Source organism: Occallatibacter sp. (assembly GCF_036502485.1).
GTDB lineage: Bacteria > Acidobacteriota > Terriglobia > Terriglobales > Acidobacteriaceae > Telmatobacter.
In genome coordinates this window covers 37,534-62,457 of record NZ_DASXYM010000025.1, presented here as the reverse complement: position 1 = coordinate 62,457, position 24,924 = coordinate 37,534, and the positions used below count along the sequence as shown (strand labels likewise).

The 24,924-nt window shown below is 61.6% G+C and carries 23 protein-coding genes; 4 read left to right on the top strand and 19 right to left on the bottom strand.

The annotated features are described in order from the left end of the window. Position 1: 1 nt before the first annotated feature. From flgB to cpaB, 10 genes are all read right to left on the bottom strand, one after another. Complete coding sequence (gene flgB, locus VGL22_RS04500) at positions 2-367, bottom strand: flagellar basal body rod protein FlgB (protein WP_465265693.1); 366 nt, start codon at positions 365-367, stop codon at positions 2-4. A 7-nt stretch (positions 368-374) separates the two neighbouring features. Further along, on the bottom strand, positions 375-1,709 hold the full coding sequence (locus VGL22_RS04495) for a sigma 54-interacting transcriptional regulator (protein WP_465265692.1): 1,335 nt from the start codon (positions 1,707-1,709) through the stop codon (positions 375-377). A gap of 40 nt (positions 1,710-1,749) precedes the next feature. Beyond that, positions 1,750-2,493: a response regulator transcription factor gene (locus VGL22_RS04490; protein ID WP_465265691.1), complete on the bottom strand. Its 744-nt coding sequence runs from the start codon at positions 2,491-2,493 to the stop codon at positions 1,750-1,752. A gap of 336 nt (positions 2,494-2,829) precedes the next feature. Beyond that, on the bottom strand, positions 2,830-3,948 hold the full coding sequence (locus VGL22_RS04485) for a GGDEF domain-containing protein (protein ID WP_465265690.1): 1,119 nt from the start codon (positions 3,946-3,948) through the stop codon (positions 2,830-2,832). Positions 3,949-4,106: 158 nt separating this feature from the next. Then, a complete protein-coding gene (locus VGL22_RS04480) occupies positions 4,107-4,430 on the bottom strand; it encodes a rhodanese-like domain-containing protein (RefSeq protein ID WP_465265689.1) in 324 nt (107 codons plus the stop codon). 36 nt (positions 4,431-4,466) lie between these two features. Next, positions 4,467-4,949, bottom strand: a complete 483-nt coding sequence (locus VGL22_RS04475; RefSeq protein ID WP_465265688.1) for a hypothetical protein — start codon at positions 4,947-4,949, stop codon at positions 4,467-4,469. Positions 4,950-5,004: 55 nt separating this feature from the next. Beyond that, entirely contained in the window at positions 5,005-5,598 is a 594-nt protein-coding gene (locus VGL22_RS04470) for a hypothetical protein (RefSeq protein WP_465265687.1), read from the bottom strand. 316 nt (positions 5,599-5,914) lie between these two features. Further along, complete coding sequence (locus tag VGL22_RS04465; protein WP_465265686.1) at positions 5,915-6,403, bottom strand: DUF192 domain-containing protein; 489 nt, start codon at positions 6,401-6,403, stop codon at positions 5,915-5,917. Between the two features lie 8 nt (positions 6,404-6,411). After that, positions 6,412-8,049, bottom strand: coding sequence for a type II and III secretion system protein family protein (locus VGL22_RS04460; protein WP_465265685.1), 1,638 nt, complete (start codon positions 8,047-8,049; stop codon positions 6,412-6,414). Continuing rightward, positions 8,046-8,903 (bottom strand): Flp pilus assembly protein CpaB, encoded by an 858-nt coding sequence (gene cpaB, locus VGL22_RS04455; protein ID WP_465265684.1) that lies wholly within the window; start codon positions 8,901-8,903, stop codon positions 8,046-8,048. Before cpaB ends, VGL22_RS04460 begins: the two co-directional genes overlap by 4 nt. A gap of 224 nt (positions 8,904-9,127) precedes the next feature. On the opposite strand from cpaB, the gene VGL22_RS04450 reads away from it, so the two are divergent. Then, positions 9,128-10,624 (top strand): hypothetical protein, encoded by a 1,497-nt coding sequence (locus VGL22_RS04450; RefSeq protein ID WP_465265683.1) that lies wholly within the window; start codon positions 9,128-9,130, stop codon positions 10,622-10,624. A 301-nt stretch (positions 10,625-10,925) separates the two neighbouring features. Here VGL22_RS04450 and VGL22_RS04445 read toward each other — a convergent pair whose 3' ends face one another. The 7 genes from VGL22_RS04445 to VGL22_RS04415 all read right to left on the bottom strand — a co-directional run bounded on the left by VGL22_RS04445 (position 10,926) and on the right by VGL22_RS04415 (position 17,340). Next, positions 10,926-11,840 carry a hypothetical protein gene (locus tag VGL22_RS04445; RefSeq protein WP_465265682.1) on the bottom strand — a complete coding sequence of 305 codons (915 nt, stop codon included), beginning with the start codon at positions 11,838-11,840 and terminating at the stop codon, positions 10,926-10,928. A 289-nt stretch (positions 11,841-12,129) separates the two neighbouring features. Continuing rightward, complete coding sequence (locus VGL22_RS04440) at positions 12,130-13,041, bottom strand: type II secretion system F family protein (RefSeq protein ID WP_465265681.1); 912 nt, start codon at positions 13,039-13,041, stop codon at positions 12,130-12,132. A 9-nt stretch (positions 13,042-13,050) separates the two neighbouring features. After that, entirely contained in the window at positions 13,051-14,019 is a 969-nt protein-coding gene (locus VGL22_RS04435; protein ID WP_465265680.1) for a type II secretion system F family protein, read from the bottom strand. A gap of 19 nt (positions 14,020-14,038) precedes the next feature. Next, complete coding sequence (locus tag VGL22_RS04430; RefSeq protein WP_465265679.1) at positions 14,039-15,331, bottom strand: CpaF family protein; 1,293 nt, start codon at positions 15,329-15,331, stop codon at positions 14,039-14,041. A 17-nt stretch (positions 15,332-15,348) separates the two neighbouring features. Further along, positions 15,349-16,539 carry a nucleotide-binding protein gene (locus tag VGL22_RS04425; RefSeq protein WP_465265678.1) on the bottom strand — a complete coding sequence of 397 codons (1,191 nt, stop codon included), beginning with the start codon at positions 16,537-16,539 and terminating at the stop codon, positions 15,349-15,351. A gap of 107 nt (positions 16,540-16,646) precedes the next feature. Beyond that, entirely contained in the window at positions 16,647-17,168 is a 522-nt protein-coding gene (locus VGL22_RS04420) for an A24 family peptidase (RefSeq protein WP_465265677.1), read from the bottom strand. A 7-nt stretch (positions 17,169-17,175) separates the two neighbouring features. Then, positions 17,176-17,340: a hypothetical protein gene (locus VGL22_RS04415; protein ID WP_465265676.1), complete on the bottom strand. Its 165-nt coding sequence runs from the start codon at positions 17,338-17,340 to the stop codon at positions 17,176-17,178. Positions 17,341-17,631: 291 nt separating this feature from the next. Between VGL22_RS04415 and VGL22_RS04410 the strand changes: the two genes are divergently transcribed. Both VGL22_RS04410 and VGL22_RS04405 read left to right on the top strand, forming a co-directional pair. Beyond that, entirely contained in the window at positions 17,632-19,032 is a 1,401-nt protein-coding gene (locus VGL22_RS04410) for a sigma-54 interaction domain-containing protein (protein ID WP_465265675.1), read from the top strand. A 144-nt stretch (positions 19,033-19,176) separates the two neighbouring features. Continuing rightward, positions 19,177-19,698 carry a PepSY domain-containing protein gene (locus tag VGL22_RS04405; protein ID WP_465265674.1) on the top strand — a complete coding sequence of 174 codons (522 nt, stop codon included), beginning with the start codon at positions 19,177-19,179 and terminating at the stop codon, positions 19,696-19,698. Positions 19,699-19,822: 124 nt separating this feature from the next. On the opposite strand, the gene VGL22_RS04400 is transcribed toward VGL22_RS04405, so the two are convergent. Then, positions 19,823-20,878, bottom strand: a complete 1,056-nt coding sequence (locus VGL22_RS04400; RefSeq protein ID WP_465265673.1) for a dihydrodipicolinate synthase family protein — start codon at positions 20,876-20,878, stop codon at positions 19,823-19,825. Positions 20,879-21,057: 179 nt separating this feature from the next. Between VGL22_RS04400 and VGL22_RS04395 the strand changes: the two genes are divergently transcribed. Beyond that, entirely contained in the window at positions 21,058-21,543 is a 486-nt protein-coding gene (locus VGL22_RS04395) for a hypothetical protein (RefSeq protein ID WP_465265672.1), read from the top strand. Positions 21,544-21,628: 85 nt separating this feature from the next. Here VGL22_RS04395 and carB read toward each other — a convergent pair whose 3' ends face one another. Beyond that, positions 21,629-24,919 (bottom strand): carbamoyl-phosphate synthase large subunit, encoded by a 3,291-nt coding sequence (gene carB, locus VGL22_RS04390; RefSeq protein ID WP_465265671.1) that lies wholly within the window; start codon positions 24,917-24,919, stop codon positions 21,629-21,631. Positions 24,920-24,924: the final 5 nt, after the last annotated feature.

The following is a 24,924-nucleotide window of genomic DNA, read 5'->3' as shown; positions in this document are numbered from 1 at the left end:
CTCACTTGCCGCTGTCGGCGCGAATTGCGTCCATGGTCATCTGGTATTGCTGCTTGAGCAGGGCGATGCCGGTGCGGTACTTCAACTGCTGTTCAGCGAGGTTGAGGCTTTCGCGGTCCATCGAGACATTGTTTCCGTCAGGGCGCGCAACCAGTCCGTCCTCGAACCTGACATGCACTGGCTGCGCGTCTTGGCCTGCGGCCGCATGGTGGAGCGCGCTCTGCATCTCGGTTTCAAACTCGATGCCGAGGGCGTGATATCCGGGTGTGTCGACATTCGCCATGTTCTGGGCTGTCAGCTTGGCCTGGCCGGTGACCAGGTCGAGGTACCGGACCAGCTGATCGCTCATGGTGCTTTCAATGCGCATAAGATTCTCAGTTCACCGGCATGCCAAAGTCGATCTCGTCCGCTGTAATCTCGACGCTGTCTCCGGCGAGAATGGCGGCGCGCTCGAGCACGTGCTCCAGTTCACGCACGTTGCCGGGCCAGGTATGTTCCTTGAGCCGCGCCATGGCATTGACATCGATACGCTTGACCGGCTGGGTGCGGCCCATCTGCTCAATGAAGTGGCCGACGAGCAGAGGTAGATCTTCAGGATGGTCGCCGAGTGCCGGGGTGCGGATCAGGAACACGGCGAGGCGGTAATAAAGGTCGGAGCGGAAGGTCCCCTCGGTGGTGTGCTTGGCGAGCGGACGATGCGTAGCGGCAATGATGCGGACGTCGACTTTGACGGTCTCGTTGTCGCCGACGCGCTGCAGTTCGCCACACTCCACAAAGCGCAGCAGCTTGGATTGAAGCGCGAGCGGCATTTCGCCAATTTCATCCAGGAACAAAGTGCCACCGTCCGCAGCTTCGATGCGACCCATTCTGCCGTGCACCGCGCCGGTAAAAGCGCCACGAGTGTGGCCGAAGAGCTCAGCTTCAAGCAACGCTTCAGGAATAGCGGCGCAGTTGATGGCTACAAAGGGCTTGCGACTGCGTGTGGAGAGTCGATGCAGAGCTTCAGCTACCAACTCCTTGCCTGAACCGGTGGGGCCCTCGATCAGAACGGGAGTGGAGCGCGGCGCGACAAGGCGGATGCGGCGGCTGATCTCAAGCATGCAGGGTGCGTTGCCGATGAGCTCCGGCAGGCGCTCAATGAGCGCCGGTTCCTTGCGCACGGTCGGGGCAGATGGAACTAATACGGGCCCGGCGCTGAGGGCCGGTTCGACGGTGTCAAGGGCAATCGGGGCCATCAAATCGGGAAGCACAGTGGCAGGCGGCTTCTTGATGTTGGCTGACACGACGGGCTGCGTGTCATCGAGGTCGCAGGCAGTGTTCCACGCCGCCGTGTCGGTGTCCTGCGAGATGCGCATGGCGTACAGCAGCTCCTGGCGATAGGGACTGCGTGGACCGTCGCTCGCAGTGGCGCCGTCGGAGGAGATCACATCGACGCGCGGGAAGGAGCCGCGGAAGTCGCGCAGAAATTCCGTCACGTCGAGGTCAGGCAGCCAGGAGTCGATGATGACGGCTTCAGGAGTTGATAACTCGGCCTCACCCCACGCCTGGGCGCCGCTTTCTGCCTCGCGCACCTGCCAGCGCAGGCCGGTAAGGCGCTGCTGCAGGCGCTGACGGAAACTTGCGTCGGCGCTGGCCAGGATGGCAGTGCGTGGCCGGATGCGTGGAGCAACCGGAGAAACGAATTTAGCGATAGGCAAAGGTAAAGGCACGAGATTCTCCTGGCGTTGAGATCGAAATAAACGGATCTGATCAGTGAACTTGCATCACGGGCCGGACGGGCTCGATGGCCGGCTTCAGCGCGGGTTGCACGAGGGCTGTGAGTTCGGCGTCGAGGGGCACGAGGTATCCCTGGCCTCGCACGGTGCGAATGAGGTGGCCGGGGGCGGGATCCTTCAGCTTGCGCCGCAGGTAGTTGACGTACACATCCACGATATTGGTGGTCTGTGCGGGTTCCATGCGCCAGACGGAGTCGAGCAGTTCGACGCGGGAGACACACTGGCCGCGGTTGAGCATCAGGTGCTCAAGGAGCGCGAATTCCTTGTTGGTCAGGGTAATGATTTCGCCATTGCGCCGGGCTGAATGCTCCAGGCGATCGAGTTCAAGATCGCCGACCCGCAGCAGGAGACGGGCTTCTCTCTTGCGGCGCAACAGGGCGCGGCAGCGGGCGCGGAGCTCATGGAGGCTGAATGGCTTTGTCATCAGATCGTCGGCTCCGAGATCGAGACAACGCACGCGGGTTTCCACTTCCTGGCGGCCGGTGAGGATGAGCACGGGCAAATCGGGTTCGACGGCGCGCATCTCTTCGAGAACCTGTTCGCCGTCTTTGACGGGAAGACTGAGATCGAGGATGGTGAGGTCAGGCAGGTCCTGACGGAATGCGTCTGCGGCCGCGCCTCCATCGGTTACGACGCGCACGCGATGTCCGTCTGCTTCAAGTCCACGGGTCAGGAACAATCCCAGCGCTCGATCATCTTCGGCAATTAACAGTCTCATTAGAATCCCTTCCCATCGCCGGGCCGCCTTCGAGAAAGTGTCTGCGGTCAAGTGCACCGGCAATGCGGAACCATGCAGTAGGTTGTCCAGTTTCCGATCACAACGATTAGCGAAAGCTAATGTGGCAATCAGGGGACCCTTCCACTCTGGCGCAAACGTGAGTGCAGCTCAAGGTATTCAATTGGAAAAGGTGAATCCCAATTCCGGAATGAACCCAGGAGAGGCGAGTTCCAATTTGGGATCAAGCGGGAGCGAACTATGCGCGCGGGAAAGTGGCGCGCCCCTCTGCTGATGCCGGGGCGCGCTGACGGCCAGGAGGGCGAGCGAATGAGGATATCAGCTCGCCATGACGGTGAATTTGGGGGAGCGTTTGTTCGAGTACATGGCGTTATCGGCGCGATCGAGCAACTCGGCGATGGATTCCGGGGGCCTGAATTCGGCGAGCCCGACGGAGGCGCCGACATCGAGTTTCACGGGCCCGGCGACTCCCTCAACCACATAATTGCCGCACACCCATTTGGCAACGCGCTCCAGTTGCGGATCCGCGTGGTCGATGCCGCAGTCCAGCAGGACGATGAATTCATCACCGCCCCAGCGGCCGACGACATCGGACGATCGGCAGGCGGAGCGCAGTTCTGTCGCGAAGTGTTTGAGCAGTTCGTCACCGAGGACGTGGCCGTAAGTGTCATTGACCTGCTTGAAGCCGTTGATATCGAGGATGGCGACGCAGAATTTTTGGCCCGCGGCTACGCGCTGTTCCAATTGGCCTTCAATGCAGAGGCGGCTGCGCAGGCGAGTGAGTGTGTCGCAGGAGGCAGCCTGCTCGGCCTCTTCAAGTTTTGCCTGGAAGGTTGCTACGCGGGTCTGCATCTCGCCCAGGGTGGCGCGGCCTTCCTCGTTCATGCGCTCGATGGAGCTTTTGAGCTCCGCGGCGCTCCTCTCGATGGCGCCGCGCATGGCAGTGATGTCTTCTAGGGTAGCTATGCGGCGCAATTGGGTGGTGACGGCATTCAACTGCTGCGAGCATCTCCGGTCACGGTTGCCGACCGATTCAGCGGTGCGGGCCATGGCCAGGAGCATGCCTTTGACCTCGCCGGCTTTCTGCTGATAATGCCTTGCGGTGCAGCGGCCCCAATCGAGCAGTTGTTTGCGTATGTTCTCGCTGGTGGCTGCGAGGGTGTCGGGAGTGGGAGTCACGCCCAGACTATCGACAGCTTGCAACAGGCTGGTCTCGAGCGCAGGGCCCGTTGCCGCGCAGGCGTCTACGCCGCATCGTCCCATGTCGGAGAGGACGGAGCGATACGCGTCAAGACAGAGGGAAAGCACGTCGGAAGGCGTGCGGCGGTTGCGGGGTTTAGGCGGGTCAGGTTGTGGCGCCGAGGCTGTTGGCGATGCGGGCTCAGGGACCGGTTCAGGGTCGAGAGAACGATCGAGATACTTGCGAATAGAGATCATGGCACACTTCCGGGAATACTCTGTGTGTGCTTATCGGCTCGATTCGAGATGGCGTGAGCAGGTTGGATCGACTTGCGAACGGCGGAGTTCCCGAGCGGGAAGGGCGGAAATGAAGACAGAGACGAAGCCGAATGGAAGTACAGCGTCATCCATTTGCGCTAGTAGCGGCTTATGGCTGGATCAATCTCGGAGGACCAGGCGTCAATGCCACCGTGGAGAGACTGCGCATTTTCGAATCCCTGGTTGCGCAACCACACGGTCACGTTGAGAGAGCGCTGGCCGTGATGGCAGAGCACGACGAGGCGCTCATCAGGATCGAGTTCCTGGTGAGCACGCGCGGGCACGTCTCCCATGGGCATGAGGACGCTGCCCTCGATGCGGGCGGTCTGGAACTCCAACGGCTCGCGAACGTCGATGAGTCGGGCTTCGCGGTTGCGAAGGAGTTGAGCGGCATCAGAGGGAGAGATCTCGTACTCCAGCATCTGTTCCAGTTTACAGCGATAAGGAACAGGCGACGATCATGGGATGATGACGAATTCCGGTTTGCTGCCGCCGCTCATCCCGTAGACGGCTCCTGAGTAGAACGCGCCCGCATCGTATTTGTAGCAACCGGGGTTTTGCGCGGTCACGGTGATGGGCTTATTTCCGCCACCCACGATGGGATCGTCGGGATTGAAGGGGGAGTCGGTACCGAACGAAATCATGAATCCGGTGTTTTTGCTGGAGGTCATCCAGACGACCTTTGTGCCCGCCTTGATGCAGAAGAACTGGTTGCCTTTGCTGTCGGGAACACTGGGTTTGACTGAAGCGCCATCACCGGACTTCCTGACGTTAATGGTGCAGACCTGAGAGGCGGAGCCGCAGGTGTTTGCGGCTGTGCACCTATCCTCTGGTTTCGGTTCATCGCAGACGTACTTGCTCTTGGCCAGGGATACAACGCCGCCCATTGCAAGGATGGAGGCCGAGACAAGGAGGGTGCGGAAGCAAAGTTTGGTTGTCATGCGGAATGCTCCTCAGGGTTTCGTTTTGCCCGCTCGTGCAGCGTAAGGCGAGGGACTACTTCTCTTTGGTGGAGTCACCGGGCCACACAATGACGTTGCTGAGGGTCCACTTGTTCTGCCTGAGGTCCCACTGGAGTTCGCCGTCCTTGTTGACGTTGAGCTGGGTAGCGGGAAAGAGGACGCCGCCGCTCTTTTTCTTGTCCTGGTCATCGATGTTGATTTCGCCAGCAGTCAAATTGAAGGACTTGGACTGGGAGTCCCAGTAGTGTTCTCCGAAGGCGATCTTGCGATTGGTGATGAAGCGGATGGAGCGGCCCGTAGGGGTCTTGACTACGCGGATGTAGGAGACATCGAAGCCCAGGGTACCGGGAATGGTGATGCGGCCCACCGCTTTCATCTTTTCCAGAGCGTTGGCGAGACCGTCATTCTGCCCATGCTGGAAGGCTTCGACCAGGATCTGCCGATCGTCGGCTTGTGAGTATTCGTAAATGATGAGGCGGATGGTGCCCATGCGGCCGAGTTGGGTGCTGGTTCCGCCGGCAGTGGCGTCGATGGTCTCGTATTTCGCGGCGAACGCCGGAATGGCGGCTGTGCCGAGAAGGGCGGCTAACGCAAAGGCAGCTGAGAGTGCTGTCGATCTGATCTTCATCGCTTCTCCGGGTTGGATCACCGCTCCCCTGGAGCGTGGTGGGCAGAACCTCTGATGGTCATGACGGTTCATGCCGTTGAGACAACAAGGCGGATGCGCTTCGTTCTGGACGTTCCCGCGCCACTGAACGGACAACTGGTGATTGAAGCAGGCACGCCGAGCGGATAAGTAGTCGACTACCTGTTTACCCTTCCGCGGCTCGATTGGGAGCTAGCAGAAAATACAGCCGTGCGGGATCGATGGAGGCAGAGAGAGGGATGGATGACGCGGAAAGCTACTGAAGAGGACACGCAGCGTGGCCCGGAGCGCGATTGGATTAGAGGGTGTCGAGCTGAAGCTGGTCGCCGGGTTGCGTCTGGGTGGTGGCGATGGCGCCGGGGGGGAGTTCGATGACGGAGTGAGCGCGAAGGGCGGCGGAGATGCGGGATGGGGGTACGGACTGGCGGATCTTCACGACGCGATGGCGGCGGTCGATGTAGATCAGGTCGAGGGAGAACTTCATCGCGAAAGTGTGGACGGCTTCGCAGGGAACGATCCACAGACCTTCGCCGGGTTCGAGGCCAGTGCGGCCGAGGAGTCCTTTATTGCGGCGGGCAGGGTTGTCGGCAATCTCGATGTGATTGCCGATTTCGGTCTGGCGGGTGAGGTTGAGGATGCGCAGAAACCTGGGCGCGGGTGCGGAGGATTTGCTGGAGGGAAAGAGGCGGCGCAGGATGGAGGGCTTATGGCGGTGCGTCGCAGCGTGGATCGGCTGCGACGCAGGTTGGCCCGGCTGCTGCGGGGCGGCGGATGTAGATTCAGGCACGCCGTTTCCTACTGCTGTGGCGCCTGGGCCTGAGAGGCGTTGGGGGTGGCGGCTCCGGCGGTGGAGGCTCCGGTGGTGCCGTACCCAGAACCGCTGTAGGCTCCAGTGCTGTCGGTGACCAGTGGCTGGTCCTTGAGGTTCTGGATGAGCTGCTCGACCGGTATGGTGACGGGAGGGGGCACGGCGGCGTGGGCTGCTGTGTCTCCTGAGCCGTCAGGATGGTGCATGGGCGTGGTGGAGTGGGGTGGCAGGAACGGCTCAGTGAAATTGGGCAGGGGAACGGTGCCCTCGGGCGCGGGCTGCACGAGCTCCGGTGTGACGATAACGATGAGCTCGGAGTTGTTCTTTGTCTTGCTGATCGACTGGAAGAACTTGCCGAGGATGGGGATGTTGGAGATGTATGGAATTTTTTGCAGAGTCTCGGTGGTGCGATTGTCGAGCAGGCCGCCGATGGCGAAGCTCTGTCCTTTAGCGAGCTCGACGCTGGTCTGGACGCGGCGCTCGGCGAGGCCGGGGACGGTGAAGCCGGAGATGGTGACGGCGTTGGAGAAGTCGAGCGAGCTGACTTCAGAGATGATCTGGAGGTCGATGGTGCCGCGGGCCGTCACGTGAGGCAGGAAGATGAGGCGAATGCCGTATTCCTTGAACTGAATGGTGACGGTGTTGCCGCCGCTTGCGGATCCCTGGACGACGGGATACGGATAGGAGCCGCCGGCGAGGATGGAGCCCTGCTTGCCGTCTTCCGCGAGGACGTTGGGCTCAGAGAGCACCTGAACGAGGCCTTTGTCTTCGAGTGCGCGGATGGTGGCGCCGAGGTCGAGGCCGGGGAAGAAGGCGAAGAGGTTCAGCTCATTGGAGAGCGCGGCCGTGGTGGTGAGGCCGCTGCCGCTGGCGTTAGGCTGCCAGGTAACGCTGGGCGGGGAGAACTGGCCCGTGCTGGCGCCGCCGATGACGTTGCCGAAGCCGGTGGAGAAGAAGTTGATGCCGAGCTCCTTGCTCTTGGAGCGATCAAGGCTGGCGAAGTTGCACTTGAGGAGGATCTGCGCCTTGGAGGCCGGGACGTTCACGTTGAGGAGGTTGACGACCTTGGCTCCTTTTTCGGCCAAGCCCGCGGAAGCGATGGCGACGGCGCGGTCAGAGCTGGTGAGACTGTCAACGTTGCCGCGCAGGAAGACGGAGCCGTTCTCCTGGGTGATTTTGACGGTCTGTCCAGGGAGCTCTGTGCGGATTTCGCGGCGAATGCCTTCGAGGCGATCGCTGGCGGCGGCGGAGCTGGGCCGCACAACGACGTTGAAGAACTCGCGGTTGCCGCCGGACTCCCAGAGGATGAGGGTGGTTTCACCGGCAGCCTTACCGTTGACCATGATCTCGTTGGGGGAAATGACGGAGGCTTCGGCGAAGTCGCCCAAGCCGACGGCCACGCGCTGTACGGACTGCGCGGTATCAAGGAGCACGGAGCGGCCGACGACGAGAGCGAGCTCGTTGGTGGCGTCCTGGCGCGCGGCGGTGCCACCCTGCAAGGTGGACTTGGCCTTGGCGGCGTGGGCCGGCGCGGCGGGAATCGCCAGGGTAACAGAGAGAGCAACGAAAAGGGCGCGCGACAGGTTTGGTGTCAGGCTGCCCGAAAAGAAAGTATGGGATTTCATTCGCTTGCCTCGGACGCCGCGAATTTCTTTTCGCTTCGCTGGGCGCCGTTGATGACTTCAACGGAAACGGTGCGGGCTACTGCGGGGCGGATATATGCGCCGCCAGAGTGAGCCGGATGCTTGATGGGCGCCGCGACTGCATCCTCAGTGAAGATGGACCCCATGGCTGTGGTCTGCACTGTGGTGGTCGCGGTGTCGAGGGGATTGCGTAGCACGAGCTGGATCTGAGCGTGGGTGCTGGCGAGGCTGAGCAACTGGGCCTGGTCAGGATCGACAAGCAAGTTAACGACATGGACCTGCTGTGGCTTGCCTTCAGCGTCTTTCTGGATGTCAGTGCCTGCGGAGAGAACGGCGATGTTCTGAAGAAGGGTTTTGACCTTGGTGCCCTCCTTGGGATCGGGGTTACCAGGCGCATCGCCTGAGGCGAGCACATCGACGCGCATGCCGGGGGTGACGAAGCCGGCGACGCCGACGACCTCGTCGACTTTGACGGCGCAGGCGCGCATGCCGGGCTTGATGTTGGCGGCGAGTCCTCCACCGGAGCCCTTGGGGGCGAGACGACTGTCGAGGATGGGCTCACCCTGGTAAAGATCGCTCATCACGCCGCGGCCGATAACATCTTCGGGATTAAGGAGGGCGCCCTTTGGCACCGCGCCCGCGATCTCGACGGTAGTGATGTTCTGGGCGGTGAGGATGCTTCCCAGCCGGACATCAGCCGACGCGGCGATCACCTTTGTGGTGTGGGCGGCGTGGTTTGAGGCGACCTTATGCCCGACCATGCGGTAGACCACAAATGAGCAGCCTGCCGCGAGGGCAAAGGCCAAGAGGAGTACCGTGAGTAGCTTGCGATTCATAGGATGTACTGCTCCGACAGTGGTGCGAAACGCTGTTGAGTGCCGCGTGCCCAGACGGATGGAAGAAATGACAGGGTGCGCGGAACTGAGAATAGAACGAGAATCCCGAGGACGGAATGCGACGTAAGTGGCAGACAGCACAGCACGGAAGTTGAGTGAAGTGGCGCTATACTGGCCTCACATCCGCTCAACCAGGAAACAGAGCATCCGCCTGACGTAAGGGAATGGCACATCCGCGGACGGCATTCGGTCTGGCTGCAAAGACCTGTGGTACTGCGGAATTCAAGTCTTCGAGGGACCTGGAGTTGACGTACACCGGAGATGAACTGACGGGGCTGTTCCAGGCGCAGGCGACGGGGCGCCGGGGATACCCTGCTTTCGCTCTTTCGAGCGTGCTGCATGGGCTGGGCGTCCTGATGGTCTCGTGGGCTCTGCTCCACAACCCCACGATCGTCCGGGATCCTCTCAGCCGGAATTACAAGGTGCGGCACCTGCAGCTGGATGCTCCGGAGACGGCTGGCTCGCGCGATGCCGAAGCGCTGTATCCGAATCAGAGACCCGGTGCGCGGGCTGCCCGGAATGAGGATCGAAAGGCCGGCAGATCCGGCCGCGGCGAGCAGGCTGCGGAGATCCAGCAGAGCCACGCGGACGTGCCGCCCTTGAAACTGCCCGAAGGCGGGCAAGGCAAGCAGATGATTGTGCAGCCCGAGATCAAAGCAAACACCACGGTCGCGCAGCAGGTTCCGCTGCCCACGGTGCTGATCTGGACGCCCCCGGAGTTGAAGAAGGCTACCGAAGTTGCGCCGCCTGTCCCCGACAAGCCGAACACCGTGAATGTGCAGACTTCTCTCGAGCTGCCGAACGAGGAACTGGAGATGGCGGACCTGCCGCAGAGCTCCACGGAACGCCCGACGGTGTTCAAAACGGCTGCGGCGGGTAACAGCTCGCCGGTTGCGGTGAAGGGGCCGGAGGAGGCGAAGACTCCGCCCTCTACGGTCTCCAAGGCGGCGGTTGAGCCCACCTCTGCTCCGATCCTGACGGTGAGCGACCTGCGGATGGATAAAGGCACCGTGGCTCTGCCGCCGGTGAACGAGACGAAGGGCAACACGGATAAGGCTGGGGCTCAGCAGTCTTTGCAGGAGGGTACAGCTCTGGGGCAGAGCGGGACGGGCGAGCCGGCGCGTGTGACGGGCAGCAGTGTGCGTGTGGACGATACACAGGATTCGGCGCAGAACGGGTCTGCGGCCGGCGAGTCTGCCGAGCATATCCAGTTGCCGCAGGACGGCAGGTTCGGCGTGGTGGTGCTGGGGGCTCCGCTCTCCGACCAGTATCCGGAGACGCTGCAGGTGTGGAGCGACCGGGTGGCGTACACCGCTTACCTTCACGTGGGCACGCCCAAGGCGTGGATTCTGCAATATGCCCAACTGCGATCCGCCGACGCGGCAGGCGCTGGAGCGGTGGCGCATCTGGACGCGCCGTGGCCCTATGACATTTTGCGGCCGAATCTGCTTTCCAAAGATCTGAACGCCGATGCGCTGATGGTGCATGGGGTGCTGAACGAAGCCGGGCGTTTGGTAAACCTGGCCATCGCCTATCCCGAGGAATACGCGCACGGCAGCTTTGTCCTGCATGAGTTGGGACAGTGGAAGTTCCGCCCCGCGGAGCAAAAGGGTAAGGCTACGGCTGTCGAGGTTCTGCTGATCATTCCGGAGAACGACTGACGAGGCTCGGGAAAGAGGCCTATCATTGTGGCCGAACGCCCGACCCCATCCCGCAGCGGCTAAAACCGAATTCATCCCGCGCAGGTTATTGGCACGAATGAATTCGTGCCCTTTCAAAGCAGTGGCTGAAGCAAGTTTTTTCGCATCCTGCGAGTCGGGCCACGCAACGTGGTCTTCCACCCGTGTGACAGAAAGAGATCGCAAGGGTGGGACGCGGAGTATTTTTGGCCGCCGAAAGAAACCTGCGCAGCAGGTGTGTGCGGGCTTCGTGGTCTCGGATTGGAGGCGGCATGAGGGCATATCAGCAGACGTAGGGAGACTTCAGTTCCGTGAGTTCAGCCGCAGTTCCGGCGAACTCCAGCCCGACGCCGTCGGAGCCCCATCGTGTGACGCGCATGCGGACCATTACGGGAGGAGCGGAGTCATCACGGATGCCGCCGCCTGGCTGCAGGCTCATGTTGATTTCGGCACCGATGGGCCAGCGTTCGCGGGTGACGAGATAGAGTCCGGTCCCGGTGAGGTTGCGGACGGCAGGAAGCGAGAGAATTCCGGCATCCAGAGAAATTGGCGGCGGGAGGGTGCGATCGGTGTTGGCGCGCTCCGCGAGGCTGCGATCGGTGTTGCGGTCTGAATGAGCGCGGTCAGGATTGCCGCGTTCTGAAGCGGTTCGGTCAGGACCGAGTAGATCGATGGGGCGACGGTCAGAGGCGGTCGCGAATTGCGCGAAATCGATGGTGGCGTGAACGCGGGGCTGTTCGCGGGGCTCAACGGCTACACGAACCGGCTGGGACGACTGCTGCTTCTGGCTCTGGAAGCTGGGCTCGAAGAGCTTGCGCAGTTTGCGTTCCATCTCAGCAGGCGCGCAGATCAGCAGTTGATTGCCGAGCCCGGTTTGCGAGGACGAGATGGCGTGCACGGGAAGCGCGAGCAGGGTGGCGGCGTCTGGCCGCTGGGGAACGCTGCGCAGGGCGGGAAAAGATTCTACAAGGTGCACGACTCTCTGCCGTGTGTCGAGGTAGACGAGATCGCGGGTCATGAAGAGGGTTAAGGCGCGATGCCGCTCGTAGGGGCGAAACCAGGTGCCTTCATCGGCGCGGCGGCGGCCAAGGCCTATCCATTGCTTGAGACGCGTAAAGGGACGATCGCCCAGCGTCGCTCCGAGGCTGAGAAAGCATTCGTTTGTCTGGTTGTACACACAGTAGTCTTGCCGCTGCATTTCTCGTCCTCCTTTCTGAGCCGTTCACGGGCGAACCCGGGTGGAGTTGCAACCGCGCCGAGCGCGGGAGTATTGCGATGGGCGCGCGGGATAACGCGATGGTTCAGCGCGTTATCCCGTCACGCGGTTATGGTCTGCCGCGGAGCGGGACTTGCGCCCGCCACGCCACGAGAACTAGCGGACGCGAGAGCGGCGACGCTGCACGAGCAGCCCGAGCACGATGACGAACAGAGCGCCAGCGACGATGCGAATGATGGTTGCGTTATCCATGTGTCGTTCTCCTTTCTCCTTATTGATTGAAGAGGTTTTTGAACTGTTCCTGAATGATGATGATGGCCGGACCGATGGTCACCACGAACATGCAGGGGAAGATGAACAGGACGAGGGGGAAGATGAGCTTGATGGTGGTCTTCGCGGCGCGTTCTTCCACTTCCTGAATCCGTAGCGTACGCATGGTGTCAGAGTGCGTGCGCAGGGTTTTGGCGATGCTGGTGCCGAACTGCTCAGCCTGCACCAAGGTCGAGACGAGATTGCGAACGACATCGACGTCTGTACGTTCGGCCATGTTGCGCCAGCAGTCGGAACGCGGGCGGCCGGCGCGCTGCTCGAGCACCACGATGTCGAGCTCGTCGGCGAGGATGGGATGTGTGCCGGCGAGTTCCTGCGCGCTGCGGGTCGTAGCCTGATCCATACCGAGGCCGGCTTCAAGGCAGATGACGAGCAGGTCGAGGACATCGGGCAGCGAGCGCTTGATCTCCGCCTGACGATTTTTGATTTTGCGGCCCAGCCAGAAGTCAGGAGCGAGATAGCCGAGTCCGAGACCGCCGGCGTAGAAGATGAAAGGGCTCTCTTTGGCAAAGCTGGTGAAGGAGAGGGCTATGCAGATGGCGAGTGGAACCAGAGCCTTGCTGGCATAGAAGTACTTGATGCCGGAGTCGCCGCGGAGCCCGGCGCGGATGAGGCGCTGGCGGACGATGGAGACTTCAGACTGCGATTTGGGAACAACCTTTTCGACCTTTTCCAGGACGACGCCCAGCGACTCGCCGGCTTTCTCAATGGAGCCCGCGAGGCCGCGCTTGCGCGGGCGATCGAAGACCACAGTCGCGATGCGCTGCATCATGGCTTCGCGATAAAACAGCAAGAAGCCAAGGCTGCCGATGAGCAGGAAGACGGAGAGAAATACGATGATGAGCAATGTCATGGCAGCCCCTTACACCTTTAACCGGACGATCTTCTGAATGAGCGCGGATCCGACAATCAATGAGCAGACAGCGTAGATCAGCATCTTGACGCCGAAGTCGCGATGCCAGAGCATGCTTTCGTTATCGGGATTCACCATATAGAGGGCCACGCCGAGGCCGATGGGCAGGATGGTGAGAACGATGCCGGTCATACGGCCCTGGGCGGTGTGCACCTTCACCTGTTTCTTGAGGCGAAAGCGCTCGCGCACCATGTGAGCTGTCTTTTCGAGGACCTCAGCGAGGTTGCCGCCGCTCTCGCGCTGGATGATGATGGCGGTGATGGCCATCTTGAGATCCTGCAGCGGAACGCGTTTGACGAGGTTATCGAGGGCGTTGCGCATATCGAGGCCGAAATTCTGCTCGTCGAAGGCGATGCGGAATTCTCCGGCGAGGGGATCCTGACACTCGCGGGTGACCAGGCCCAGCGCGGAGCTGAGACTGTGGCCGGCGCGCAAGCCGCTGACGATGAGGTCGAGAGCTTCAGGAAGTTGCTGCTCGAACTTGCCGAAACGCTGCATGCGCTTGAAAGCCACGTAACCAAAGGGAAGAGCCCCGGCCGCGGCGCCCGACCCGAGACCAATCCACAGCGAGTCGGTTTTCAGCTCGACGATGTAGGCGACGATGGCGAAGGCCACGGGGCACATCAGGATGAGGGCGCCGGGGGTCCAGTTGACGTTGGCCTGGCGCAGCATCAGGGTGATGCGCGGCATCAGATCGAGCTTTTCAAGCCAGCGATTAAAGAGCGGGATGTTGCTGACGGTTTCAGACCTGCGGAAGCTGAGCGGATCGTTCTTGACGATATCCGTCGGCTTGCCGAGCGCGCTTTCGAGTACGGCGGCGACCTTTTCTTTTTTGGCCGCGTTGTGCGCGCCGCTGAACCACACCAGGATGGGAGCGGCGATGGCGAAGGCAGCAAGGAAGATAAGTACAAACAGCATCGTTCGCTCTCCTTTCTCGTTAGTTGATTTCGAGCGTTTTGTCGAAGGTGTCAGGCGGCAAAACGATGCCGGCAGACTTGAGCCGTTCCATGAAGCGGGGACGGATACGCGAGGGTTTGAAGGCGCCGAGCACACGAGCGTCCATGCTGATTCCGCGTTTTTCAAAGCTGAAGATTTCCTGCATGGTGATGACGTTCTCTTCCATGCCGGTGACTTCAGAGATGCTGGTGATCTTGCGGCTGCCGTCGCTCATGCGCGTGACCTGCACGATGAGATCGAGCGCGGAGGCGATCATGGAGCGCACAGTCTTTTCAGTGAGGGAGAGGCCGCCCATGGCGACCATTGACTCCAGACGCATCAGGGCGTCGCGCGGGGTATTGGCGTGAATGGTGGCCATGGAGCCTTCGTGGCCGGTGTTCATGGCCTGAAGCATGTCAAAGGCTTCTTCGCCGCGGACTTCGCCGAGGATGATGCGGTCGGGGCGCATACGCAGGCAGTTGATGAGCAGTTGCCGCTGGCGAATGGCTCCCTGGCCTTCCACGTTCGGCGGACGAGTTTCGAGGCGCACCAGGTTGGGCAGTGCGATCTGCAGTTCGGCGGCGTCTTCAATGGTGATGACGCGCTCGCTGTGGGGGATGTTGCGGGAAAGGATATTGAGCAGGGTGGTTTTGCCGGCGCCGGTGCCGCCGGAGATAAGGATGGTGAGGCGCGCGCGGGCCGCGGCTTCAAGCACCGTCATCATTTCAGCGGTGAGGCTCTTGAGCTCCACAAGGCGATTGGCGTTGACGGGGCCGCCGCCCTGACGGCGGATGGACATCGAAGGGCCATCGAGAGCGAGTGGCGGAATGATGGCATTGACACGGGAGCCGTCCGGCAGGCGGGCATCGACCATGGGCGAGGACTCGTCGACGCGGCGGCCCACACGGGACACGATGCGATCGATGATCTGCAACAGGTGGCCGTCATCGCGAAAGCGCGTGTTGGTCTTGGTCATGCGGCCCTTGCGCTCGACGAAGATGACGTCGCGGCTGTTGACCAGGATGTCAGACACGTCAGGGTCGCGAAGCAGGTTCTCGAGAGGGCCGAGGCCGAAGATTTCGTCGAGCAGGTCGGACTGAATGCGGGACTGCTCATCGAAACTGAGGGGCACGCCCTGGCTGCGGATAATCTCGTCGATGAGGCCCGCGACCACTTTGCGCGCCTGCTGGGTGTCGACGCGGGAGAGCTTCTCCAGATCGAGCTTGGAGATGAGCAGCCGATGTATATCGATTTTGTATTTCTCGAGATCCAGGACTTCTGCCGGGGAACTCATAGGGCTTCGACCTCTCTTTAAAACAGGAACATTTTCTTTTTCCGGGCCGGCTTCTCAGGCACGTTGAAGGCGGCGCGAGCCATCTGGCGGATGACCTGGGCGATGGCGGACTCATTCAAGGCCAGGGGCTCTGCGCTGTTCTGCATGTTGCTCACGGCGTTGTAGTCGTTGGGGACTTTCCAATTGGGCCTGCGGGTAACGACCTTGGCGATGTGATCGTCATCGAGGTTGAGGGAGGAGGAGTCATAGCGGTTGAGGACGATCTCGAAGTTGGGCATCCGCGGGCCGAAGAAATCTACGGCCAGGCGGTTGGAGTTGCGCAGTTCAGGAACGCTGAGCTGAGTAACGAGGTACATGGTGGCAACTGGATCGAGGAGCACAGTGCCGGTCAGGTCAAAGCGCGAGCCAGTGTCGACGACTACGCCATCAAATTCCTGGCGTGCCACCTGAATGAGCTTGTTGACAGCTTCTGCGGGGAACTGCACGGGAACGAGCTTTCCGGGCGCGGGGAGCACACGGATGCCGGAGTCATGGTGCAGGAGGAGCTTCTCGAGGAAGTTTCCATCCAGGCGGCCGTGGTTCTGCAGGGCGTCAACGGTGGAGTACTGGGGCGTAAGGCCGAGGTTGAGCACGGCATCGCCGAGGGGAATATCAAGGTCGATGAGCAGCACCTTCAACCCCGACTCCTGGGCGGCGGCGATGGCAAAGTTGGTGGCGAGGGTAGTAACACCGGATCCGCCTTTGGCGCCCCAGAAGACGCTCAGCAGGCCATCGGCTTTTTTGGGAGTACGGGTGGAGGCGCGGCGGGCGGCGGCGCGCATCAGGGCCTCAGCCATGGTCGACGCCTGGAGAGGCAGGTTGAGGAACTCGCGGGCGCCGGCACGCATGCAGCGGATCATCAGGTCCTGGTGGGTGCCGCCGGAGTAGACCATGATGGTGGCGGAGCTGGCCGCGCAGATGTTTTCGATGACGTCGAGGGCAGTGTCAGGATCGCTGTCGAGGTCGAGAATGACCACATCGGGAACGATGTTCACGATGCGCGTGATCTGTGACATCCTGGGGTACTGCGAGAACTGCTGAGGTTCAGAACACAGCGGGCCCTGCAGGGCGAAAACCACGTCGGTGCGGCGGCGGTCTTCGGGTCCGATCACGATGACCGATAGAAGCTCTGTCCCGGCCCTTTCCGCGCTTTCCAATGTGCTGTCCAATTCCCTGCTCCCTAAGTTGAACGACATTTCACCTGTGCGGGCTGTGAAGCCCGGCTCGTCTGCTGCGCGGTGGCGCAGGTCGAGAGGTTTCGTTTTGCGATCTCGGCCTAGTGGGCGAAGAACGAAATCAAAGTTCCAATGGCTATTGCGGGTGCGTACGGCATTTTGCGCGCCCGCGGGTTGGTCAGCTTGAGTTCGGGGTGTGCGAGCGTACCGCGTTGCTTCCACCCAAGCAACAAATCCCCGGAGCCTTTGAACAGCTCACCAGCAAAGCCGCCGATGAGCGCCCATCCCACCGCCATCACGCCGCCTGCCAGGCCGGTGATGACCAGCGCCAGCATCAATTGCGCGGGGCCGATCCAGGCTCCGATGGCGGCGCACAGTTTTACATCTCCCATCCCCATGCCGCCCATGGCGGCGAGGACGCCAAACAACAACGCTCCGAGTGCGAGCCCTTCGACGCTTTGCGCCACTCCATGCCAGCCGTGCAGCCAGGCCTGGATCCCGAGGCCGCCGGCCATGAAGGGCAGGACAAGCCAGTTGGGGATGCGCCGGCTGCGCAGGTCAGTAAAAGTAGCGATGCCCACCACAGCTACGGTGGGCCACCACGCGACGGAGTGGATGCTCATCCCGAACCTACCGAATCCCCGCCAGCCAGAAGGCCGACACGACGCCGAGCGCGAGGGGCGAGAGCACAACCCAGTAGAGAAGGTGACGCGTGGTCGGATTCTGTACAACCGGAATAGTGGCCGACGCTCCAGCCAGGACGACGAGTGTTGGCCAGAAAATGGCTTGCTGCATGACCGGGCTCCTTCAGAAGATTGACTGCCCTTCCACGAAGCAATTGACCTTCCAAAGCATCTGGAGCAGCTAAATCCCGCGACTGCAACAGCTTGACACTCGAATCGCGCCACCGATGTCAACAGCTGTATACAGGTGGGGACACCTGTGCAACGGTGGGTCGACACCGCTCAACAGGCGGGGAATGGGAGCGCATGCCCCGGTGTTACCTTCCTGCACAAAAGGTTGTATTCTCGGTTCCCGATTTGGTCGATAAGGTAGGTGCAGTTTCCATTACAGGGGTGCACTCAGGTGATCCGAGTTGGACTGTTCTCGCAGGACGCGGCTCTGGAGCTGTTGCTCTCATCAGCCATGGGCAAAGAATTCCAGTTCTTCCATCAACAGGAAGAGGATGGGATCTGGGAGCTGATTGAGGATCGCAACTGCGACATTATTGTTCTCGACCTGAACTCCCATCATGAGGGAGTGCACGAACGCGTGGAGTGCGCGACGCGGCTGATCGCCGAGGGCACAACCGTGGTGGTACTGGTGGACGACAAGATGCGCGCCACCGCCAGCGACCTGGTGCGCCAGGGAGCTTATGGTTATCTGCGGCGGCCGCCCTCGATCCGTGAGCTGCGGCTGATGCTGTGCCGCGCCTACGAGAGCTCGCTGATCAAGCAGGTGCCGGAGCCTGAACCGGCGGTGCCGAGCGACCGCGAAGCCATGGTGGGCACGAGCGCAGCCATGCAGCGGGTGCATCAATTGATTGATTGTGTTGCGAGCATTGAGGCCTCCGTGCTGGTGGTGGGCGAAAGCGGAACCGGCAAGGAGCTTGTGGCCCGCGCGATTCACACCCGCGGATCGCGTGCACGGAAGCCATTTGTGGCGGTCTCGTGCGGAGCAATCCCGGAGACGCTGATCGAAGCTGAACTGTTCGGGCACGAAAAGGGCGCGTTTACGGGAACGGTAGGCGCCCGCGAAGGATTATTTGAGCAGGCCGGCGACGGCACGCTGTTCCTGGACGAAATTGGCGAGCTCTCTCCCTATACGCAGGTGAAGCTGCTGCGGGTGCTACAGCAGCGCGAGTTCAGCCGACTGGGCAGCAACAAGCTGACTCCGCTGCGCGCGCGACTGGTGTTCGCCACGCATCGGGATCTGGGCGAACTGGTGGCGGAGGGCAAGTTCCGGCAGGACCTCTACTATCGCATCAACGTAATGAAGATTGAGACTCCGTCGCTGGAGGAGCACGCCGAGGACGTTCCGCAGATTGCCATGCATTTCCTGCGCCGGTATGCGCAGAGCTTTGGCAAGCAGGTCACGAGCATTGACGCCGGGGCGATGACGGTACTCCAGAACTACAGCTGGCCGGGGAACGTTCGGGAGCTCGAAAACGCGATGCAGCAGGCCGTGATTATGGCGGACGGGCGGCAGATCATGACTGCCCATCTTCCAGCTCATTTGCGCGAAGACTCACCGGAAGTGGAGATCGCGGAATCACTTCCGTCTGGCTCATTCGAGCGGCAGTTGCGTGACTACAAGATTCGCCTGGCGGAAACGGCGATCCGGGAACACAATGGGAACAAGACGATGGCGGCACGCTCGTTGAGCATCTCGCGGGCTTACCTGCACCGGCTGATCCGCTCGGCTGAGCCAGTTGGGTTTCTGGCGGTGGAGAGCAGAGAGCCAGTTTCGATGGCGCGGTATAGCTAGACTTCGACCCGGTTGTACCAGAACTTCGTTCCAGGTGTAATCCGCAGCGGGCGATTCATAGTCCAAACCATGCAGCCGCCGTATTGTTGAAACGACGGCAACCGGTTTGCGTGGTTCTGATTCATCCAGGAGCGTCCACTATCCATGAGTTCGCTTCGCGTGATGCAGTGGCTACGACTGTGTCACCTCTATCTTGGTATCTTCACGGCGCCGGCGATTTTGTTTTTTGCCTTCAGCGGCGCACTGCAGACGCTCTCCCTGAACGACCGCTCGCCGGACGGCAGCTACACGCCGCCGCACTGGATCTCAGTGATGGCGCAGTTGCACAAGAAGCAGAGCACACAGCTTCCGCAGCGGCGTCCAGGAAGCCCGGAAAGCGCGCCGAGGCCCCGGAAGACTGCGCTTGATGAGGCGAAGCCGGACGGAAAGGCTGCAGGCGCCGCCCAGCCCAATCCGCCGGTCGCGCCCAAGCCGCAGCAACCGGCGTTCCAGCCCCCACGCAAGCCGCTGGGCATGCAGGTATTTTTTCTGCTGGTGTGTGCGAGCCTGTTCGCTTCAACGATCTCCGGGGCGTGGATGGCGTGGAAGTTCCGGCGCGGTCGCATGGCGATGGCGGTGGTTCTGGCAGCAGGTGTCGCGATTCCGTTTGTGCTGCTGATGCTCTGAAAGATGGCGCTTACGGCAGCTGAGATCATGGAAACGCCTGACCTTCGCAGAATGCGGATTTGGAAATCCGCACGGCGGCAGGCCTGGTCCACGGCGCTCCGGTTATGGCTTCGCCAGGTCTGGTTTAGTTGCGGATGTGGGTGAGGAAATGCTCGACTTCTGCTTTCTGGTCCGCAGTGAGCGGAAGCAGAGGCGAGCGGGCGCGGCCGCCGTAGTAGCCGTTGAAGTCACAGCCGTACTTGATGCCGGGGATTCCGAGCGCGCCGGCAATGCGCTGGCTGGCGGCGGCGAGGTGTAGCTGTTTCTCGGCGGCCAAAGGGCGGTCATGATCTTTCCATGCGAGGTAGATCTCCTGGCAGGCCTGCGGGGCGCATGCGGCGAAGCCGAGGACGGCGCCGCCGGCTCCAGCCTCCAGCGACTCGAGCAGCGTGCCCGGCGAGCCGGTGAGGACCTGGAAGCCGACTTCTCTGGTGCGCGTTTTGATCGGTGGCGCGGGTGGAGCAACGGCCAGGGCCATACCACCGCCCAGTTCGGCTGCGGAAACAAAGCTGCCGGTCGCTTGGAAGCTCGGCTTGAGCATGCGGCCGGTGACCGCTTCAAAGACTGGGGTGACGGTCACAGTGCGTTTGGGAGCGGTCTTCGTGGCTTCAACCAGGGCCTTGATGCGATCGACGCTTCCGGTGGAGTCCTTTGTGGCGATGATGTTGGGGTGGTGCGCCAGCTCCGCGATCACCTCAACCGGGAATGCGTACGGGACGAACTTGGGGATGTGGTAAAGGATGACTGGAAGCGACGAGCGGTCAGCCACGCTGCGATAGTAGTGCAGCACGGCCGCATTGGTCATGAGCGGCGCATAGTAGGTGGGGGTGCGCACGAGCACGGCATCGTAGCCGAACTCCGCGGCCGCGTCGGCCATTTCCAGCGTTGCACGCACGCTTTCGCGGCCCACGCCGGCGATGAGGACCTTCTCCGGGGCGGTGGCCTCGGCAGCTACGCGCAGCACTTCGCGCGATTCAGCGTCATTCAGTTCCACGGCTTCGCCGGTAGAGCCCAGCAGTACCATGCCTGAGAGCAAAGTGCGCGAATAACGCGCCATGTTGTGCTCGATCTTGCGGTAGTAGACCTTCTCGTCAGAGTAAAAGGGCGTGGGGGCTGCGGCGAAGATTCCTTCCAGTAGCATAGAGATATTCTAAACGGCGCCGCACTTGACGGAGCGGAGTGGCAGAGGCGGCATCCTCAAGAAAACGCTGACACGATGGAAGCATTGTGGTTTGCGTTTGCGGCGTGTAGGTTAGTAAGCGATCCCCCAAGTTCGTGGCCGCGTTCTCCAGGCAGCGAAAGACGTTGAGGAGCAGTTGGATGACGACGAAGTTGGTGATGAGCGACGAGGATGATGCAAGCGACAAGCTGTCGCAGCAGGCATTTGCGTTCTTTCTGCACATGACCGTGGGGCTGGCCGCATGGGTTGGGCTCATGCTGCTGGGCTACGCGATTCAACCGTCGATCCCGCAAAACGTCATTCTGCTGCTCTCGGTTGCGGTGCCAGGTTTTGTCGGATTGCTTTTTGCCCGCCGGAAGCCCGACTCGATGGCCGGGCATGTATGGCTGGCAGGGCTGATCTGGGTGCTGGTTGTGAGCCTGTGGATTCTGGATATGCCGACCGGGCCTAACGCGTGCAACGAGTGCGGCGCCGGCGAAAAGATATCGCGTACGCTGCTCAGCCTGCCGCGTCCCAGCGGGCTAATTGACGACAACGGGCCGTTCCTGTGCACCTGGCCTGCGGCGGCGCTGATTGGCTACTCCATTGGCGCGCGACTTTCGCTGCGCCGCAGAAAATCGGAATAGATAATTCGCAGTTCGAAATGAGAAAGCCGCGTTCACGGCGGCTCCTCTACGGGACGGGCAGTGAATGCGGCTCTGTTGGGTGCGACTATGCGCGCGCCTGGTGCAGGGTTTGCAGCGCGAAGGCTGTGAGCTGGTGGCGTTGCGTGGAAGCGATGCCTTCTGCCGCCGCCTGGGCCGCGGCGATGGTCGTAATGGTTGGGACGCGCGCCAGCACGGCGGCGCGGCGGATGGCCTTCTCGTCGAAGAAGGTGTCCTGGCCCCTCGGCGTGTTGATGATGAGCTGAATGCGATCGCCTTTGATCAGGTCGACGACGTTGGGGCGGCCTTCCTTGACCTTAAATACTGTGTCGATGGCAAAGCCCAGGCCGGCCTGCAGTACGCGCGCGGTGCCTTCCGTGGCGATGATCTTGAACCCGAGTTCGACGTAGCGCTTGGCGAGATCGACGACAGCGGATTTGTCATGGTCGTTAACGCTGAAGAACACGGTGCCTTCGACGGGGAGGATCTGGCCGGCGGAGAGCTGCGCTTTGGCGAACGCTTCGCCGAAGGTTTCGGCCACGCCCATGACCTCGCCGGTGGACTTCATCTCCGGGCCGAGGACAGTGTCGACGCCCGCGAATTTGTTCCACGGAAAGACGGGTGACTTGACGTAGAAGTGATCCCCTACGTCGAGATCTTTGCCCGTGGCGAGTTGCGCCGGGAGCAGTTCGGCGAGGGTTCGGCCGGTCATCAATCGCGCGGCCACTTTGGCCAGAGGAATCCCTGTTGCCTTGGAGACGTAGGGCACAGTGCGCGATGCGCGCGGATTCACTTCGATCACGTAGACATGGTCGGTGCCGGTGGCATCCTTCTGAATGGCGAACTGGATGTTTACGAGGCCAATGACCTTAAGCGAAAGCGCGAGCTTGCGTGTGTATTCGCGGATGAGGTCGAGGGTTTCTTCGCGGATGCTGACGGCGGGGAGCACGCAGCTGGAGTCGCCGGAATGGATGCCGGCTTCTTCAATGTGCTGCATGATTCCGGCGATGATCACGTCTTTGGAATCGCAGAGGGCGTCGACGTCGACTTCGACGGCGTTTTCGAGGAAGTGATCGACGAGGACGGGGCGCTCCTGCGAGTACTCGACGGCTTCACGCATGTACTTGGCGACTGCGGCGGCATCGTAGGCGATGACCATGGCACGGCCGCCGAGGACGTAGCTGGGACGCACGAGGACGGGGTAACCGATGCGGTCGCCGACGGCGAGAGCCTCTTCGACGCTGGTCGCGGTGCCGCCCGCGGGCTGCGGAATGTGGAGGTCTTCAAGGAGCTTGCCGAAGCGCTTGCGATCTTCCGCGAGGTCAATGGACTCAGGTGAGGTGCCGATGATAGGCACGCCCCCGGCGCGGAGGCGCTGCGCGAGGTTGAGCGGCGTCTGGCCGCCGTACTGCACGATGACGCCGATCTTGGCGCCGCTGCTGGCTTCGTGGTTGTAGATGGCGAGCACGTCTTCAAGCACGAGCGGCTCGAAGTAGAGGCGGTCGCTGGTGTCGTAGTCAGTGGAGACGGTCTCTGGGTTGCAGTTGACCATGATGGTCTCGTAGCCGTCTTCCTTCAAGGCGAAGGCCGCATGGCAACAGCAGTAGTCGAACTCGATTCCCTGCCCTATGCGGTTGGGGCCGGAGCCGAGGATGATGATCTTGGGCTTGTCGGTCGGGGGCGCTTCGTCCTCTTCGTCGTAGGTGGAGTAGAGGTACGGAGTCATGGATTCGAATTCGGCCGCGCAGGTGTCGACCAACTTGAACACGGGGCGGATGCCTTTCGATTCGCGCAGTTCGCGCACGCGCTTTACGCCGTCGTTGCCTTCAAGGGACCACTCCGTGGCGATGCGCTCGTCGCTGAGGCCCATGCGCTTGAGGCGGCGGAGTTGCGTCTCGTCGATTTCGTCGGGTGTGGTCTTCGCGATCTTCTGCTGCTCAAGGGTGATGTCGCGGATCTGGTGGAGGAACCAGGGATCCATGCCGGTGAGGCGAGCCACTTCGCGGACGCTCATGCCGCGCTCGAAGGCGAAGCGGATATAGGAGAGGCGCTCTGGCTTGGGGGTTACCAACATCTGGGTGAGGCGGCGTGGTTCGAGAATGACTTCCTGACCGGTTTTCTTGCCGGTTTCAAGAGCGCGCCAGGCCTTCATCAGCGATTCTTTGAACGTGCGACCGATGGCCATGACTTCGCCGACGGATTTCATCTGCGGGCCGAGGGTGTCGTCGGCGCCGGGGAATTTTTCGAACTGCCACTTGGGGATCTTGGTGACGACGTAATCGATGGTGGGTTCGAAGCAGGCCGGCGTCTTGCGCGTGATGTCGTTGGGGATCTCGTCGAGGGTGTAACCGACGGCGAGCTTGGCGGCGATTTTCGCAATGGGGAAGCCGGTGGCTTTCGACGCGAGCGCGGAGGAGCGCGAGACGCGCGGGTTCATTTCGATGACGGTCATGCGACCGTTGGCGGGGTTGACGGCGAACTGCACGTTGGAGCCGCCGGTTTCCACGCCGATCTCGCGCATGACGGCGATGGCCGCGTCGCGCATTTTTTGGTATTCGCGATCAGTGAGGGTCTGCGCCGGGGCAACTGTGATTGAGTCGCCGGTATGCACGCCCATTGGATCGAAATTCTCGATGGAGCAGATGATGATGACGTTGTCGGCGAGGTCGCGCATGACCTCGAGTTCGTATTCCTTCCAGCCGAGTACGCTTTCTTCGATGAGGCACTCGTGAACGGGCGAGAGGTCGAGGCCGCGGGCGAGGATTTCCATCAGCTCTTCGCGGTTGTACGCGATGCCGCCGCCGGAGCCGCCGAGCGTGAAGCTGGGCCGGATGAGCACGGGGAAGCCGAGCTTGCCGGCGAAGTCGAGGCCGTCGCGGAGATTGTTCACGAGTGCAGACTTCGACACGTCAAGGCCGATGCGCAGCATGGCGTCTTTGAACAGCAGGCGGTCCTCCGCCTTCTTGATGGCTTCGAGCTTGGCGCCGATGAGTTCCACGTTGTACTTGTCGAGGATGCCCGCGTCGGCCAGGTCGACGGCGAGGTTCAGCGCGGTTTGGCCTCCGACGGTGGGGAGCAGGGCGAACTTGCCGTGATCAGGGCCCAGCATTTCCGCTTCGCGGCGGATGATTTCTTCGACATAGGTGGCGGTGAGGGGCTCAATGTAGGTACGGTCGGCGAGTTCGGGGTCAGTCATGATGGTGGCGGGATTGGAATTCACCAGCACCACCTCATAGCCTTCCTGCCGGAGAGCCTTGCAGGCCTGGGTGCCCGAGTAGTCGAACTCGGCCGACTGGCCGATCACAATCGGGCCGGAACCGATCACGAGGATTTTCTGGATGTCATTTCTGCGTGGCATTGTTC